General features: G+C 34.9%; 14 protein-coding genes. All 14 read right to left on the bottom strand.

Annotation, left to right across the window (positions count from 1 at the left end; genetic code table 11):
* Window positions 1–10 precede the first annotated feature (10 nt).
* Complete coding sequence (galU, locus tag LOZ91_RS13090; RefSeq protein ID WP_244783367.1) at window positions 11–886, bottom strand: UTP--glucose-1-phosphate uridylyltransferase GalU; 876 nt, start codon at window positions 884–886, stop codon at window positions 11–13.
* A gap of 13 nt (window positions 887–899) precedes the next feature.
* Complete coding sequence (locus tag LOZ91_RS13085) at window positions 900–2,774, bottom strand: nucleoside-diphosphate sugar epimerase/dehydratase (protein ID WP_244783366.1); 1,875 nt, start codon at window positions 2,772–2,774, stop codon at window positions 900–902.
* 130 nt (window positions 2,775–2,904) lie between these two features.
* Entirely contained in the window at window positions 2,905–4,074 is a 1,170-nt protein-coding gene (locus LOZ91_RS13080; protein ID WP_244783364.1) for a DegT/DnrJ/EryC1/StrS aminotransferase family protein, read from the bottom strand.
* A gap of 17 nt (window positions 4,075–4,091) precedes the next feature.
* On the bottom strand, window positions 4,092–5,099 hold the full coding sequence (locus LOZ91_RS13075; RefSeq protein ID WP_244783363.1) for an ATP-grasp domain-containing protein: 1,008 nt from the start codon (window positions 5,097–5,099) through the stop codon (window positions 4,092–4,094).
* A gap of 8 nt (window positions 5,100–5,107) precedes the next feature.
* A complete protein-coding gene (locus LOZ91_RS13070) occupies window positions 5,108–5,995 on the bottom strand; it encodes a pyridoxal-phosphate dependent enzyme (protein WP_244783362.1) in 888 nt (295 codons plus the stop codon).
* On the bottom strand, window positions 5,992–6,543 hold the full coding sequence (locus tag LOZ91_RS13065) for a GNAT family protein (protein WP_244783360.1): 552 nt from the start codon (window positions 6,541–6,543) through the stop codon (window positions 5,992–5,994). Before LOZ91_RS13065 ends, LOZ91_RS13070 begins: the two co-directional genes overlap by 4 nt.
* Complete coding sequence (locus tag LOZ91_RS13060) at window positions 6,521–7,153, bottom strand: sugar transferase (protein WP_244783358.1); 633 nt, start codon at window positions 7,151–7,153, stop codon at window positions 6,521–6,523. The genes LOZ91_RS13065 and LOZ91_RS13060 overlap by 23 nt, the downstream gene beginning before the upstream one ends.
* A 182-nt stretch (window positions 7,154–7,335) precedes the next feature.
* On the bottom strand, window positions 7,336–8,586 hold the full coding sequence (locus LOZ91_RS13055) for a glycosyltransferase family 4 protein (protein ID WP_244783357.1): 1,251 nt from the start codon (window positions 8,584–8,586) through the stop codon (window positions 7,336–7,338).
* Window positions 8,587–8,595: 9 nt separating this feature from the next.
* Window positions 8,596–9,393 (bottom strand): glycosyltransferase family 2 protein, encoded by a 798-nt coding sequence (locus LOZ91_RS13050; protein WP_244783356.1) that lies wholly within the window; start codon window positions 9,391–9,393, stop codon window positions 8,596–8,598.
* 9 nt (window positions 9,394–9,402) lie between these two features.
* A complete protein-coding gene (locus tag LOZ91_RS13045) occupies window positions 9,403–10,323 on the bottom strand; it encodes a glycosyltransferase family 2 protein (protein ID WP_244783382.1) in 921 nt (306 codons plus the stop codon).
* A gap of 5 nt (window positions 10,324–10,328) precedes the next feature.
* On the bottom strand, window positions 10,329–11,501 hold the full coding sequence (locus tag LOZ91_RS13040) for a hypothetical protein (RefSeq protein ID WP_244783355.1): 1,173 nt from the start codon (window positions 11,499–11,501) through the stop codon (window positions 10,329–10,331).
* 487 nt (window positions 11,502–11,988) lie between these two features.
* On the bottom strand, window positions 11,989–13,173 hold the full coding sequence (locus LOZ91_RS13035; RefSeq protein ID WP_244783354.1) for a nucleotide sugar dehydrogenase: 1,185 nt from the start codon (window positions 13,171–13,173) through the stop codon (window positions 11,989–11,991).
* Window positions 13,170–14,030, bottom strand: a complete 861-nt coding sequence (locus LOZ91_RS13030; RefSeq protein WP_244783352.1) for an ATP-grasp fold amidoligase family protein — start codon at window positions 14,028–14,030, stop codon at window positions 13,170–13,172. The genes LOZ91_RS13035 and LOZ91_RS13030 overlap by 4 nt, the downstream gene beginning before the upstream one ends.
* A 12-nt stretch (window positions 14,031–14,042) precedes the next feature.
* Window positions 14,043–15,326, bottom strand: coding sequence for an oligosaccharide flippase family protein (locus LOZ91_RS13025; RefSeq protein ID WP_244783351.1), 1,284 nt, complete (start codon window positions 15,324–15,326; stop codon window positions 14,043–14,045).
* Window positions 15,327–15,596 lie beyond the last annotated feature (270 nt).

Here is a 15,596-nt window from a genome sequence, read left to right as displayed (position 1 = left end):
TTATTTTTTATTATAAAGCGAGTTCTTGGATCAACGCTTTAAACTCGTGACCGAGCTTGGGATGATCAACCCCATAATGTAATACAGCTTTAAGATAGCCGAGCTTGTTGCCACAGTCAAAAGTTTGACCTTTCATACGATAAGCCTCCACCGCTTCAGTCTGCTGTAACATGGCAATCGCATCGGTGAGCTGAATTTCATTGCCTGCCCCGCGTGGTGTCTGTTCCAGAAGCTGCATGATTTTTGCCGGCAGGACATAACGTCCAACCACAGACAGATTCGATGGTGCAGTGCCGACTGCCGGTTTTTCAACAATCCCTTGCATGACAATGCTTTCGCCTTCGGCCGGAGATGCGGCCACATCGACAATCCCATATTGATCCACCAGATGTTCAGGCACCGCTTCAACCATGATTTGTGCTGCTTGAGACGCGTCATAACGCTGAATCATGCGAGACAAATCATTTTCCGGATCCTGATCCTTGACCAGCACATCTGGTAATAATACTGCAAAATCTTCATCGCCAATCACGGCTTTGGCACAGAGTACCGCATGGCCCAAGCCCAAAGGCTGCGGTTGACGTACACTCATGATACTTACACCGCTAGGCAGAATTTCAGTAATTTCTTTGAGTAAATCGGTTTTGTTTTTTTGCTCAAGCGTGGTTTCAAGTTCAAAATTACGATCGAAGTAATTTTCAATCGATGCTTTTGAAGAATGTGTCACCAAAATAATTTGTTCAATTCCGGCGGCTACCGCTTCACGGACCACATATTCAATCGCCGGACGGTCGACCACCGTGACCATTTCTTTGGGAATCGATTTGCTGGCCGGTAAAAAACGTGTACCGAGGCCTGCCACAGGAAGAATTGCTTTCTTAATCATATCTATAAATAACCTAGTTCACTTGAATGTCATTACCACGGACATAACCATCGACATAGTATTCCAGCTGCGCCAATGCCCATTCAATATCGGATTGGGTCGCTGAAAGTTCATGCATCCGTTTAAAGACCTCCAGGATTTCTGCCAATGGATAATGCTTCTCGACTGATCTCAAAATACGCTTATGCGAGGTAATTTCTGTATTTTCTTCATCAATCAGCAGTTCTTCATACAGCTTTTCACCCGGACGTAAGCCGGTATATTGAATTTCAATATCGCCATTTGGATTTTTTTCTTCACGGACTTTGAGTCCACTGAGTGAAATCATTTGTCGTGCCAGATCCTGAATCCGTACCGGTTCGCCCATATCCAGCAAGAACACATCTCCGCCCGTACCGAGGGCACCAGCCTGAATCACCAGCTGCGAGGCTTCCGGAATGGTCATAAAGAAACGGGTCACTTCGGGATCGGTCACCGTGATTGGCCCACCCTTGGCAATCTGCTGTTTAAACAGCGGTACCACTGAGCCTGAAGAACCCAGTACATTACCAAAGCGTACAATACTGATCTGGGTCTGGTCCTGAGCTTCTGCCATGGCCTGGCAATAAAGCTCTGCCATCCGCTTGGTCGCACCCATCACGTTGGTCGGACGTACCGCTTTATCGGTTGAAATCAGTACAAAGGTTTCGACGCCTTTTTTCACCGCAGCATTGACACTAAATGCCGTTCCCACCGCGTTATTTTTCAGGCCTGCTAATGGGTTACACTCCACCAGGGGTACATGTTTATAAGCCGCTGCATGATAAACTGTTTGGATCTCATATTGTTCAATCACCCGCTCAAGCTTGCGTTCATCCAATACTGAGCCCAAGATTGGAATAATGTCACATGATGCTGTGAGACGTAATTCTTTATCAATACTATATAAAGCAAATTCTGTCAGTTCATAAATGATAATTTTGGCTGGCTGGTTTTTAATAATCTGGCGACAAAGCTCAGAACCAATTGAGCCACCTGCGCCTGTGACCATCACTACTTTATCTTGAATATTTTTGGCTAAAAGTTCTGCAACCGGAGGTACCGGATCGCGGCCCAGCAGGTCAATAATATCCACTTCCTGAATATCGGAAATTCGAATTTCACCATCGACCAGTTTAGTCAGGCCGGGAATCTCGGTAATTTTAAGATGCGCCGGTTCTAAAGATTTAACGATTTCACTTTTACGTATCCGCCCGACTGAGGGCAGTGCAATCAGAATTTCATCAATTTTGAGTTTTGTAAAACATTTCAAAGCAGTATGTGGTAAAAAAACTTGAATACCACCAATATTTTGGCCATTTAAAGACGGATTATCGTCAATAAATATAATCGGCACATGCTCATTGGAGCGATTTAAGGTGGCTGCCACCTGTTGCCCTGCATTGCCAGCGCCGTAAATCGCGATACGTTTTTTAGGCACTCCGGCCTGTAAATAAGAACGCACGATAAAACGGATAAAACCTCGGCTAAACCAGACCCAGGCAAACATCATAAAGCCAAACATCAACGGGATGGATGTCGGAATAAAGGCATGGGTGCTATAAGCCAATAAATACAGGCCAATCACGGATAAGATCGTTGCCAAACCCAGTTTAACAATAAAGAATTCATTGAAGGTACGAACAATAAAGCGATATACACCGCAGAGAAATAGAGCCAATACAGCAATAGCACTGACCCAAACCGTACCAAAAGGAATATTGGGTACAACTTCTGCGCCGAGGTCAAACTGGCGGATGGCATAACACAGCCAGATTAGAACAGGGAAAATACAAAAGTCTAAAATGACTAAAAATGCGAGTTTTGCTGAACGTGGAGATTCGACTAAAGGTAGGATGATGGACTTCACGTGATATGTCTTCTCAATAGTACTTATAAGTTTCAATCCAATTTAGGTATTAGAATGATTAAATTGAAACTTGGGTAAATTTATCAAATGCACCTATTGGTGCATTCTACGTGATTGAATCATGATTAGATTATATGCGACTAATGATCTGCTGGATGGCAGATTCAGTTGTTTGAATATTATTTTCTGTTAATGTCGGATGGACCAAGAACATCAAACTGGTTTCACCGAGTTTTTGCGCATTTTGCAAACGCTGTGCCGGTCGCCATGCTGTACCATCAAAAGCATGCTCCAAATACACCTCGGAACAAGATCCACTAAAACATGGCACACCCAAGGCATTCATCTCTGCCATAATCCGGTCACGTGACCAGCCTTCAGGCAACCGATCTGTATTGACCTGCACATAACATTTATATGCGGCATGGACATACTCATCGGATGGGCGATGCACGCTAAAATATGGACTGTCTGCAAATGCAGCATAAATTTTTTCCATATTGGCCATGCGTTTTGCAGTCCACTCCGGCATCATTTTAAGCTGAATACGGCCAATTACTGCTTGCATTTCCATCATGCGCCAGTTGGTCCCAAATGAATCATGCAACCAGCGGAATCCCGGTGGATGCTGCTTGTTATAGATGCTGTCAAAGTTCTTGCCATGGTCTTTATAAGACCACATTTTTTTCCACAGGGTTTCATCATTGGTGGTGACCATACCGCCTTCACCACCTGTGGTCATGATCTTGTCCTGACAAAACGACCAGGCTGCGATATGACCGATGGAACCGGCCGACTTGCCTTTATATTTCGCACCATGTGCCTGTGCACAGTCTTCAATCACATACAGGCCTTTTTCCTGTGCCAATTGCATGATCGGATCCATATCACACATCCAGCCAGCCAGATGCACACAAATAATCGCTTTGGTATTTGGGGTCAGTACTGCTTCGATGGTTTCAGCAGAAATATTCTGTGAATCCAGCTCAACATCAGCAAAAATAGGATTTGCTCCAGCCGTCACAATCGAACTGGCTGATGCCAGAAAGGTGCGTGAAGTGACAATTACATCATCCCCTGCGCCAATCCCTAAGGCTTTCAAAGCAACATCGAGTGCCACGGTTCCATTGGCTAAAGCCACTGCATACTGGGTTTCTGCGAACTGGGCAAATTCTTTTTCAAAGTCACGGCATTCTTGCCCTGTCCAGTAGTTGACTTTATTCGACAATAAAACCCGGGAAACCGCATCCGCTTCTTTCTGGGTAAAACTTGGCCATGGTTCAAATGCAGTATTTAGCATGTTGTATTCCCTAAAAATTAAATACGAATAAGACGATCACACTTAGAAAATACGAGATCAGCTTTATATTGATTAAAAGAACTCTCTAGTTTTTCACCAGCTAACCAAGCTAAATAGGCCTGAATAGTATTCATACCGGCTTCATGTGAAAAAGGATATCCACCACCGAAACGTGGATTCAACTCAAGCACATACAACTCACCATCCTGCTCGAACACATCACAATCTAAATTACCAATATGTTTTAAATTAGTTGATATTTTTTCGCCAATATCTGAAAAATGCTGGTCAATAACAGAAACTGCTTTATCTGTTTCGCCTGCTCGCATAGAAAGTTTTTTACGCACTACTGTCGTAAAATATTCTTGATCCAAGTCATTTACGATATCCATGCCATATTCTGGTCCATTCAATTTCTGTTGAATCAAGATGGCTGCATCTAATTCGTTCTTACTCGCCTCAAATAGAATTGTGTTCTTTAATTTAATCATTAGCAGCTTATAAGCTAATTCAAATTCTTCAAGACTTTCCGGAAATTCGATTCCAATTGAAGCACTTCCCCAACGTGGCTTTAATACCAGAGGAAAAGTTAGTTGCCCTGATTTAATTGCATCTAGCGCATCATTATAATTACTATAGGTTAAGGGTGTATTTAAGCCAATAGATAATAAAAAATCACGGGTTTTAATTTTATCAAAACAAATATCGATTACTAAGCTATCTGAAACAATTACTTGTACTCCCATTTCAGTAAATACTTGCTTATGATTAGATAAAATTGGCAACTCAAGATCATTTAAAGATATAATCGCATTGATATCATATTCTTTAACAATACTAAGTAAATTTGGAATATAGTCCTCACTATAAATAGAAGGAACAAGTAAGCTGATATCTGCATCAGACATTGCAGGAGCAAGCTTACTCATATCAGTAGCCAAGACTATACCTTGACCATTTAATGCTTGCTTACAATAATTAATGAGATAATTACGACGGCCAGCACATGTAAATAAAATATTCATAAGTTGATTTAAGCCAAAAAATTAAAAATTCCACCAGTATGCCAAAATACAATATTACCTTGCAGATTGTGCTTAAAGATGTACTGCTGCATACCCAAAAATGCTTTACCACTATATGTTGTATCTAAAGCAAAGCCATAATCACGAATTGAATCATCTGATAATTTTTTCAATTCATCATTATACTGCTCATAACCACCACACAGATAATCATCTAAGACAATAGTCTCATGTTGCCTTTGAATAGAAAAACTTTCACAAAGTTTATTATAAAAATTAGATACATGTTCTTGTGCAGATTGCTGATTTCTTGCAACAGATATACCAATGACTTTACAAGGCATATTTTTTTGCGATAAACCTGCCATTATTCCTGCTTGGGTAGATCCAGTACCACAAGCTACGAATAAGTAATCTATTAGTACTTCTGAATTTAATTGTTGAACAGCATCAATATAAGCTTTACCACCTTGAAGATTATGCCCACCTCCCCATAGATAATAAGGTTTTAAACCAATATCTTTATATTTACACATAGCCTGATCCATAGTGGGTCCAATATCTATGGGTTGGTCAACAAAAATAATATTAGCTCCTGACATACGCATAATTTTGGCATTGCCAGACTCTTTTAGAAACTTATCTTTATCACCATGTAAAACTAATGTACATTGCAAATGATGTTGCGCACAAAAAACGGCTGTTGCTCGACAATGGTTTGATTGAATACCACCTGTCGTTACTACAGCCTTATAGGAGTTATCTAATATTTCTTGACCAATACTATCAATTTTTCGACCTTTATTACCACCGCCTAAAGATGGATATAAATCATCACGGATAATAGTAATATTTTGGTTAAGTTGTGATTGATATATTTTTTGATAAATAATCATAAAAGTCTAATCTCTTTATAATCATAATTAACTTCATATTGAAATAAACTTTTATCTAGGTCATCTATGAAACAACCATAATAATAACGATCTATAAAACTATCTTCTCTTTTAGTTTCATTACGTAAGATTCCTTCTTTCTTAAAACCAATTTTTTCATATAGCTTTTGGGATGCAAAATTATCCGAGTCGATATAAGCATAAACTTTATTTATTTTTAGAATTTCAAAAGCATAAACACATTGTAAGAATAGTGTTTTTTTACCTAGGCCTTTTGCTTTGGTATCTGGATCAACAAAAATATAAGACTCCATTTTCAAGATATCAGTATCTAGTCCAGTTAAACCAGACATAGTTAACACTTCCCCATCTAATGTCTCTAAAACAAAATCTGCCCGTTTACTATTGTTTTTATTAATATTAAACCATTGGAGAGTATTTTCTAGTAAAATAGGTGGTTGGAAATGCATGGTACAATAAATCCGCGCATCATTCATCCATTGCACGCGCAAAGATAAATCGTTTTTATTTAGTAATCTTAGTTTCATTTTTAGCTCGCTCAATATCTAAAGGCTTTCCAATAGCTCCTGGAACTACGGCAATATCCTTCCTTGCTATAACATTTTTAACAGTCAATAACGCTATTTTTATATCATTCATGAAGCTAATATTTTCAACATATTGAGCATCTAATTCTAAGCGGCTATTCCAGTCTAAAAAATTCCTACCATTTACTTGAGCTAATCCTGTTATCCCAGGCCTTACAGTATGACGTAATGCTTCTCTATTAGTATAATAAGGCAAGTATCTTACAAATAAAGGACGAGGTCCAATTAATGACATATCCCCTTTAATAACATTAATTAATTGAGGCATTTCATCTAAAGATGTTTTTCGAATAAATGATCCAATTTTTGTAAGTCTTTCAGAATCAGGTAATAACTTTCCATTTGAATCCTTAGCATCGGTCATAGTTTTAAATTTAATAATCTTAAAGATTTTTTCATTTTTTCCAGGTCTACGTTGAAAAAAGAAAGGATTGCCTTTATTGGCAATTATTAAAGAAAACATGACAGTAATAAAAATTGGCAAGACTATAAGAAACACAACCAATGAAATAACCAAGTCCATCAGTCTTTTGAAACATGATTCATACATAATCTATAACACCCATGATATCCAACTTTTATCAGACCAAATTGTCTAAGCACACTTACACATATGATAATTTTTATTACACCATTTTTATATAGGTATAATTAAAACCAAAGATAATGCTCAAAAGAAGACATTCTTATTTACCAAGAACAAGGACTTTTGAGCATCATATTCAGAATGCCTTAATCATAATATTCTTCGGTAATACTTGCTATATTTTCTTTATCATTTATTACAGCATCGAAAACCAGACCCAATTGCTTTCCAAGTACATCTCTATGGAATTGCGAATTTGCTAGTTTCTTGGCGTTAATTGAAGCTTGAGTATAGACCCGTTTGTCATTTATAAAATTAGAGATCTTACTTGCAGCAGACTCAATATCCATTTTCCAAGTTACTAAACCACATTGGTGCTTATTAATTAAGTCCACCATCCAACCGCCATAATTAATCATAACGGGCGTACCTGAGGCTAATGCGTCAAAAAATTTATTTGCAGAATTTGAACGCATTTCAGGTTTATCAATAAATAAAGCTGAACACAGGGTAGCAGCATTTAAAATAATAGGAATCTGGTTTTTAGGCACTCGTTTCATCATGAATAAGTTTTGATCTAAAACATTTTTTTCAATTGCTCTATTTCTTACTTTTTCAAATTCAAAACCATCTCCAACAAGTAAAATACGAATTTCGGGATTAATATTTTTTAGTTTTTCTGCCAAGTCAACGAGATATCCCACCCCATTAATATGTCCAAATGTACCTGTATAAACGATAAGCGGACGATCTTTCAGCCAGTCGTGAGAATTTCGAAATTCAACAGCCAATTTTTCATCAATTGTAAATAAATCAATATCACAACTATTTGGAATCACCGCGATATTCTTTTTTGGGTAACCTGATTTTATAACACCTTCTTTCATTCCAGGTGAAAGTGCCACGATTGCCTTCGAGTTAAAATATGCCCAATGTTCTAGTCTATGAGCAACACTACGAAGAATTGGATTTTTTAAGGCTCCCATCGCAATTGGAAGCTCAGGCCATAAATCCCTAATTTCAAAAACCATCGGAGCTTTATTTTTTTTACAAGTTAATACAGCAGGAATAGAAATGGTTAATGGAGTACTTGTTGCAAAAACTAAATCCACATTTTTAAAACTTTTACCTTTTTTTGTTGCATGGTAAGCAAATCTTATAAAAGCTTTGATACGCTCAAAATAAGACATTTTATTATTATAAATATTTGGAAACCAATGGACGTGTATTCCTGCTTCTAATGTCATATACCAGTTATCGTTTTTAGCATCTTTACGCGAAGTAATCATATGTACTTCATGGCCAGCAGCAACTAAACGACGGGCCATTTCATAAGAACGAGTGCCACCTGACATTTCAGGTGTATTAAAATATTGATGGAAATATATAATTTTCATATACTTAAGCTACTTAAAAACTCTTTTAAAATGTTTCATGGATGCTACTATACGGCTTAGAATAAAGGGAATATTATAACCTTTAAATAACATACCAGAATATAAAATAATCAGATAACTAAGTCGCTTGAACTCATCAATAGGCTCAATTTTAGAGCGAGATGCGGAACCTTCACGAACATAGACATAATAACACGCACTTAAATCAGTTTTATTGACTGCTCTAACTCGTTTACTTATTTCCGCCATAAATAAAGAATCTTCACCTATTTTCAATTTAGTATTAAATCTATGGTCAGCTATCAAACCTCTATGAACCAATTTTGCACAAGGTGACGAAAAAAATTTACGCGTTTTAAATAATGAGGTTTCACGTTGATTCAGAGTAGTGAAACTTTTACCAATATAGTTTGGGTGTGAATCTTCAGGTATTTGAGAAAATAGACACATATTGCTTACAGAAATTTCAAAGGGTGTCACCTTTAATAAAAGCTGCTCAAGATAATTACAACTAAGCACATCATCATCATCAACAAAAGTAATATAATCTTCCACTGACGATTCAATCATAAGGTTTCGAGCATTCGATACGCCAGCCCGTGCAATATAAAAATACGCATACTCAAAACTATACTGCTTCAATAATCCAATAATTAGATCCTCATAATCTTTCTTAGGACCATTCAAAGCAATATAAACCTTAAAATATTTTTTATCTAAAGTTTGTTCTTCTATAGACTTTAAACAACGTTCAAAATACCAACCTGGTTTATATGTTGGTATTAACACTGAAATTTTTTTACTCATGGATAATCTCTATTTTCTATTAATTTCAGCACTTGTCGTATTATTTCTTTTAAAATATCGTAACCAACGAGATACATTAACTACTCTCAATAAGTTTAAATGCAAATCAGATCTTACCGATATCAGCAATGCTTTTAGAAAAACAACGGGCCCAAAAGAAAGTGACTGCGCAAGAAAACCAGATGCAGAACGGCTATGTGATATACCCAAACGATTCAATTCTGTTGCTACTTTTGCCGACACCTGTAATCTGCAAAGCAAACGTTCTGCAGTGAGTGTACTTGTGAGACTGTCTGTAAGTCTATACACTCTATATACAGCCTTATCCACTGCATAAATTTTATCAGCATGCACTGCATTGATAATATTAAAATAGATATCATTACTCACAGGAGTTTCATCAAATAATACCTGCGTCTGCTTTATAAATGCATTTTTGTACAATTTTGCCCAGGGTACACAGTGCCCTAACTTTAAATGAAGTGTATTTTCTTTATTCGGCGCACCTAAATATTCATCAATCAAGCCATTAAACACATCGGCTCGAACCGAATGCTCTCCCGTATTTTCAATTCTAGCATCGGCAAAAAAGTAATAAATATCGGCATCATGCATAATGGCTTCATCAAAGTATTCAAAAGTATGCTCCAAAAACTCATCATCTGCATCCGCAAATAAAACAAACTCCCCGATAGCATGCTGTAAGCCTATATTTCTTGCAGCACCAGCGCCCTGATTATTGGGTGTCGATAAAAAAGTTACTGTAGGAAATAGCTGTTTGATCTGCGCTAGACCAGTTTGGTCGGGACTACAATCATCAACAACGATCACTTGTAGGTCCCCTCTACATAGAGGTATAGATACTAACAGGCGATTCAATCGCTTAGATTCGTTATAGTGTGGGATGACTATACTAAACTTACTCTTCATATTCATTACACGCTTAAAGTTTGTTTCTTCACTTGACTCCAACAAAACAAATATGTATTAGACATCAAGAATATTACCAACACTGGAAGACCTGCACCATAAAAAACATCTTGCTGCAAAGAAATAAAACATATTATATATATAATAAAAATAGACTTATACTCATCATTCATTTTAAATGGACTACGCTTTAAACCCAAAAGGCTAAATATTACAAATGATATAAAAACAGACCAACCACCAAATTTTGATAAATCAAGATAAATATTGTGTATTAAATTATTAGCACCTACACTTGGATCAATTTGATAAATTCCAATCGGAGTAGTTAATAATTCTTCTAAGCCAGACATATATCTTTCTACGCGCTGTGTTTCAAATCCTTTTTCTTCAAATCGATTAAATATTAAGTCAAAACTTATAATACCCATAGTTTGCATATAATCTAATAAAAAATTAAATACTACTATCAATGCAAATAATAAAATAATCCCTGCAATTATATTTTTCCAGCTACGTAGAGCCAATACCATCAACAACCCTGCTAACAATAATACGTAAGAGGCTCTAGAAGCTAAAAAAGAAAGTAAAACAACACATAAAACCACAACAAAAATTGCATATATTTTTTTATTTATACTATTTTTTTCCTTGTATACAAACATATAACATAAACAAAGAATAGGATATAAAACTATACTATTGGCATAACCTGGAGTATTCAACACACTTCCTGTAAATAAATTATAAACCCCACCATAACCACAAGTTGAATTACTAAAATTATATATACAAGCATTAAATAAAATTATTGAATAAAAGAAAAATGATCCAAATAAAAATGCATATATATATGAAATAGTTTTATTGGGATTATCCGTACTCACCAATAATATTACTGCAAAAAATAATGCAAAAAGATATATCGAATACACCAAGCTTTCGCCAAAATTACTATCAAACAAACCAACAAATAAAGACAAGCCTATTGATGAAAAAAACAATACCAGAATTGTCAAACTCCTCTTATTAATCTTCAACCACTTTTTATAAACCAGCAAATACATATAAATTATTACTAATGCAGGGATAGTCAAGTAATAAATACTACTCGCTAGAAAAAAAACTAGCAATGTTATGAATCTATGACCAAGTTCATTAGACTTAACCACTAACATAATCATCACCAATATAGTTTATACTAATATAGCTCAACACTCATCTCACTTTAAAAAAGAAACCTGACTCAAAATTACAAGACTAACTTGAATTGTTTCTTTCTAATTAACCACTGCTGCATAGCATTGAAAAACATTGCAACTGGATAAGACAAGGCAGCAATAGGCATAACAATAGCTAAAACAGCGACAAAAGCACCTAGCAACCCAAAAGCTTCAGGTCCATACAATTTAGTAATTATTGGTAAAATGCCATAGTAATAGCTCGTGCGCCAGCAGTACCACTAGCAACTAAAATGACATTACGAACAAACTTACTTTGAAAAAATCTTATCAATGACTTTTGCATTCTAATATAGCGCCCCAGCACAATCACCAATAACTTTCATGTTCGCTATATAGACTAGAATACTATTTAGACTTTTAAAGAAAATCTAGTAATACACAAAAGCCAATAATATATCGAATACTACCGCGTTAGTTTATATTAACTATCGCTTTGAAACAAATCACGTGTATAAACTTTTTCAGCCACATCTTTCAAGCTATCGTCTAAACGATTTGCAACTATGATAGTACTGGCTTGTTTAAACTCATCTAGCGAAATCACAATACGTGAGTTATAGAATTGGCTCTCTTTTAGTACAGGCTCATATACAATCACTTCGATACCCTTGGCTTTGATACGTTTCATAATGCCTTGAATTGCTGAAGCACGGAAATTATCACTGCCTTCTTTCATAATCAAACGATAAATACCCACTATCTGATTACCACCTTGTGCACGTAATTTCCCTACAACCTGATCTGCGATAAAATCTTTACGAGTACGATTTGCCTCCACAATAGCACCTATAATATTATTAGGCACTTCATTGTAGTTAGCCAATAATTGCTTGGTATCTTTAGGTAAACAATAACCACCATAGCCAAAACTTGGATTATTGTAATGATTACCTATGCGTGGATCCAAGCCAACTCCATCAATAATTTGTTTGGTATCTAAGCCCTTTACAGCACAGTAGCTATCAAGCTCATTAAAATAAGCCACTCGCATAGCAAGATAAGTATTAGAAAATAATTTTACAGCCTCTGCTTCAGTCGCATTCATGCATAGCGTTGGGGCACTTTTCTCAACTGTTGCATCGAGATAAAGCTGAGCAACGCTTTTACCCCGCTCGGATTTCTCCCCTACGATGATTCGTGAAGGATATAAGTTATCATAAAGAGCTTTACCTTCCCGTAAAAACTCTGGAGCAAATATTATTTGTTCCGTTTTAAATTTGGATTTGACCTGAGCTGTGTAACCGACAGGTATAGTCGATTTTATAATAATAGTTGCAGTGCTATTCAGTGGGAGGATCTCTGAAATAACAATTTCTATTGAAGATGTATCGAAATAATTGGTCTCGGAATCATAATTAGTAGGTGTAGCAATAATAATATAATCTGCTTGCTCATACGCCTGAACTTTATCAAGCGTAGCTTTCAGATTTAAATTATCTTCTTTAAATGCTCGCTCAATATAGTCATCCGAAATAGGTGATATTTTTTGATTAATTAAAGCAACACGGTTTTCATCAATATCTAAACTCGTTACTTTATGCTGACGCGCAAATAACACAGCGTTAGATAAACCAACATAACCAGTACCTACAACAGTAATTTTCACACTATATCTCCAAAAATAATTTTTGAGGCTTTTTTCTCAGCACTTAAAGGCACAAAATTTTGCGAAGCAGCAGCATGACAATTAGTAATTTCACCCACTAAACAGCTTTCACCATCTGAATATAAATCAATTCTAACAAAGTCAAATTCACTAGATAATTTTTCAGCAACCATAATCATTTCATCTAGATTTTTAGGTTTTTCTAACTCACCTTCATAAAGGGGGTATTTTAAAGAAAAATCTTGTTTCACCCAGTCTGTTGTATAAAAAATGCGCTGATAACCTGTAAATTTACCTATATCTATACAAATTAACTTCGCCTTTCCATTAAAACAGTAAATACGGTAATCCATTAAGTTTGTGCTATTAAAAATCAAAGGCTCTACAATTACTTTAGGTTTCAGATATTTATAGTTTCTTTCCCGTGTTTTTTTATAATAATTCAATTCGAACCACTTTTCCGTCTCATTAATATTTATAGGTTCATTATTTTTTCTTAAAATAACAGCTTGACTAGCTTGAGTCGGTTTAATACAACAATTTTCTGGAAATTCATAATCTTTTAAATCTTGATAGTTATTAAAAATTGCAAGTGTTGGAACATTATATTGCTCCCCCACTTTTGCACGCACATAATCTTTTACTAAATATTTATCACTTACAAACTGTCGAATAGGATTTAATATTTCATCTGTATTCTTTATTTTGAACAAATAATCATTAAAATAAAAACGATCTTTAGGAAGCCTTTTGTGACTTATAAGAAAACTTAAATAGTTTAAAAAACTATCACTGATATCATTGAAAGGAAGAATCCTATGTAAAAATAAACGAAACAGCAAAATCAACTTATACATTGTATAATTACCTTAACCCTTATCTTTATTACTAAAACTTAATACATTAATATGCATTTTTAAAATACAACCATTTTTAAAAAAATAGTTTGCAATAGTGAGAGAAAAAAACTCTACTAGTATAAAACAATACGCTGCCCCTAAAACACCATACTTCTGAATAAAAAAGTAAGAAATTGGTATACTTAACAAACTAACTATTAACATTTTAACGGATAAGTACTTATAACCATTAAATTTCATTATATAACGGTAACTAATTGTGCCTAATGCTGAAAGCATAGTTGCAAAGACTATAAAAGGAAGTAGTTTTATAGAATAAATAAATTCAACTCCGTATAAAATATTAACAACCCATGATCCTATTAGAAACATACCTATCATCACAAAGAGTGTAATAATTATTACTAACCAATGTATTTGTTTTAAGTATTGCAACTCTATAGAGATATTATTTTCCGCATATATCTTTGAAAAATAACTTGTAATTAAAGCAATATTAATAAAACCCCAAGCAGAGCCTAAGGTCAAAGCGACATTATAAATGCCTAAATTAGTAAATGAGGTATATTTGGCTAAAAATATATTTGAAACTTGAGTGTACAAAACAATCGAAAGTGTAGATAAAACTAAACTCCCTCCTGTCATAAACATATAATTATTATATTTTTTATTATATTTTTTGTTTTGAATCTTTTTATATTTTTTATAAAAATAAGTTTTTCTCAAAAAAAATGGGATCATCGCCATAATAATGATAGGAAAAATCATTGTGTAAGCATCTGCTTCAAAAAGAACTAAAACAAATCGCAGAGTTAATGCTAAAAAAAGACCTATTATATTTGTTAAAGCATTTACAATAGAAATAAGCTGACTATTATTATGTATAGAAAAAAAATCATTCACTAAAAAGTAACTGGCAATAAAATTACCTACTCCAAATACAAATGTTAATGTATCACTACTAAACCACAAATATATAAGTGCAAAAATTGATATTATAAAATAAATGCTATTTCGCATCAATTGAGTAGAAATCGCCAAACGAATTCCAGATTGAATATTCTCACTAAAACGTTTAAATAATATATTTTGAGCACCAAACCAAGATAAAGTTTGAACAAAAATAAAAATTGAAGTCGTAAAAGCTAATTTTCCAAAATTTTCTGGACCGATATATTTAGCCATATATGAGTTTACAAAGATAAGCCCAAATATGCCTAAAAACTTTTCTAACATCATCCAAAGTGAATTAGAAAATATTTTTTTCTCAAAAAACATATTTATAACCGGCATCTAATTTTCTAATATTTAAGTTTAGACCATATGAATTATGGTTATACTTATTTAACACATACATCGTATTTACTCTTATATCTTTAAAGTAACATGTGTAAAAAAACCAAAAAGCTCCACAATAATTTATCAATCATTCAATTGACGGTAGCTAAGCCACTATGGGATTTTTTCCTGATCTTTAAAAATCCAAATACCTAACTTTAAATTAAAGCCAATCAAGCCAATCAAGCCAATCAAGCCAATCAAGCCAATCAAGCCAATCAAGCC

Source organism: Acinetobacter sp. F-1 (assembly GCF_022869025.1).
Classification (GTDB): Bacteria; Pseudomonadota; Gammaproteobacteria; order Pseudomonadales; family Moraxellaceae; genus Acinetobacter; species Acinetobacter pseudolwoffii.
This window is presented reverse-complemented; position numbering and strand designations above follow the sequence as displayed.

Excerpts from the sequence above, each read along its gene's own strand:
- galU (WP_244783367.1), bottom strand. The coding sequence starts at position 886 with ATGATTAAGAAAGCAATTCTTCCTGTGGCAGGCCTCGGTACACGTTTT.
- LOZ91_RS13030 (WP_244783352.1), bottom strand. The coding sequence starts at position 14,030 with ATGTATAAGTTGATTTTGCTGTTTCGTTTATTTTTACATAGGATTCTT.
- LOZ91_RS13060 (WP_244783358.1), bottom strand. The coding sequence starts at position 7,153 with ATGTATGAATCATGTTTCAAAAGACTGATGGACTTGGTTATTTCATTG.
- LOZ91_RS13045 (WP_244783382.1), bottom strand. The coding sequence starts at position 10,323 with ATGAAGAGTAAGTTTAGTATAGTCATCCCACACTATAACGAATCTAAG.
- LOZ91_RS13040 (WP_244783355.1), bottom strand. The coding sequence starts at position 11,501 with ATGTTAGTGGTTAAGTCTAATGAACTTGGTCATAGATTCATAACATTG.
- LOZ91_RS13065 (WP_244783360.1), bottom strand. The coding sequence starts at position 6,543 with ATGAAACTAAGATTACTAAATAAAAACGATTTATCTTTGCGCGTGCAA.
- LOZ91_RS13025 (WP_244783351.1), bottom strand. The coding sequence starts at position 15,326 with ATGCCGGTTATAAATATGTTTTTTGAGAAAAAAATATTTTCTAATTCA.
- LOZ91_RS13075 (WP_244783363.1), bottom strand. The coding sequence starts at position 5,099 with ATGAATATTTTATTTACATGTGCTGGCCGTCGTAATTATCTCATTAAT.
- LOZ91_RS13050 (WP_244783356.1), bottom strand. The coding sequence starts at position 9,393 with ATGAGTAAAAAAATTTCAGTGTTAATACCAACATATAAACCAGGTTGG.
- LOZ91_RS13055 (WP_244783357.1), bottom strand. The coding sequence starts at position 8,586 with ATGAAAATTATATATTTCCATCAATATTTTAATACACCTGAAATGTCA.
- LOZ91_RS13070 (WP_244783362.1), bottom strand. The coding sequence starts at position 5,995 with ATGATTATTTATCAAAAAATATATCAATCACAACTTAACCAAAATATT.
- LOZ91_RS13080 (WP_244783364.1), bottom strand. The coding sequence starts at position 4,074 with ATGCTAAATACTGCATTTGAACCATGGCCAAGTTTTACCCAGAAAGAA.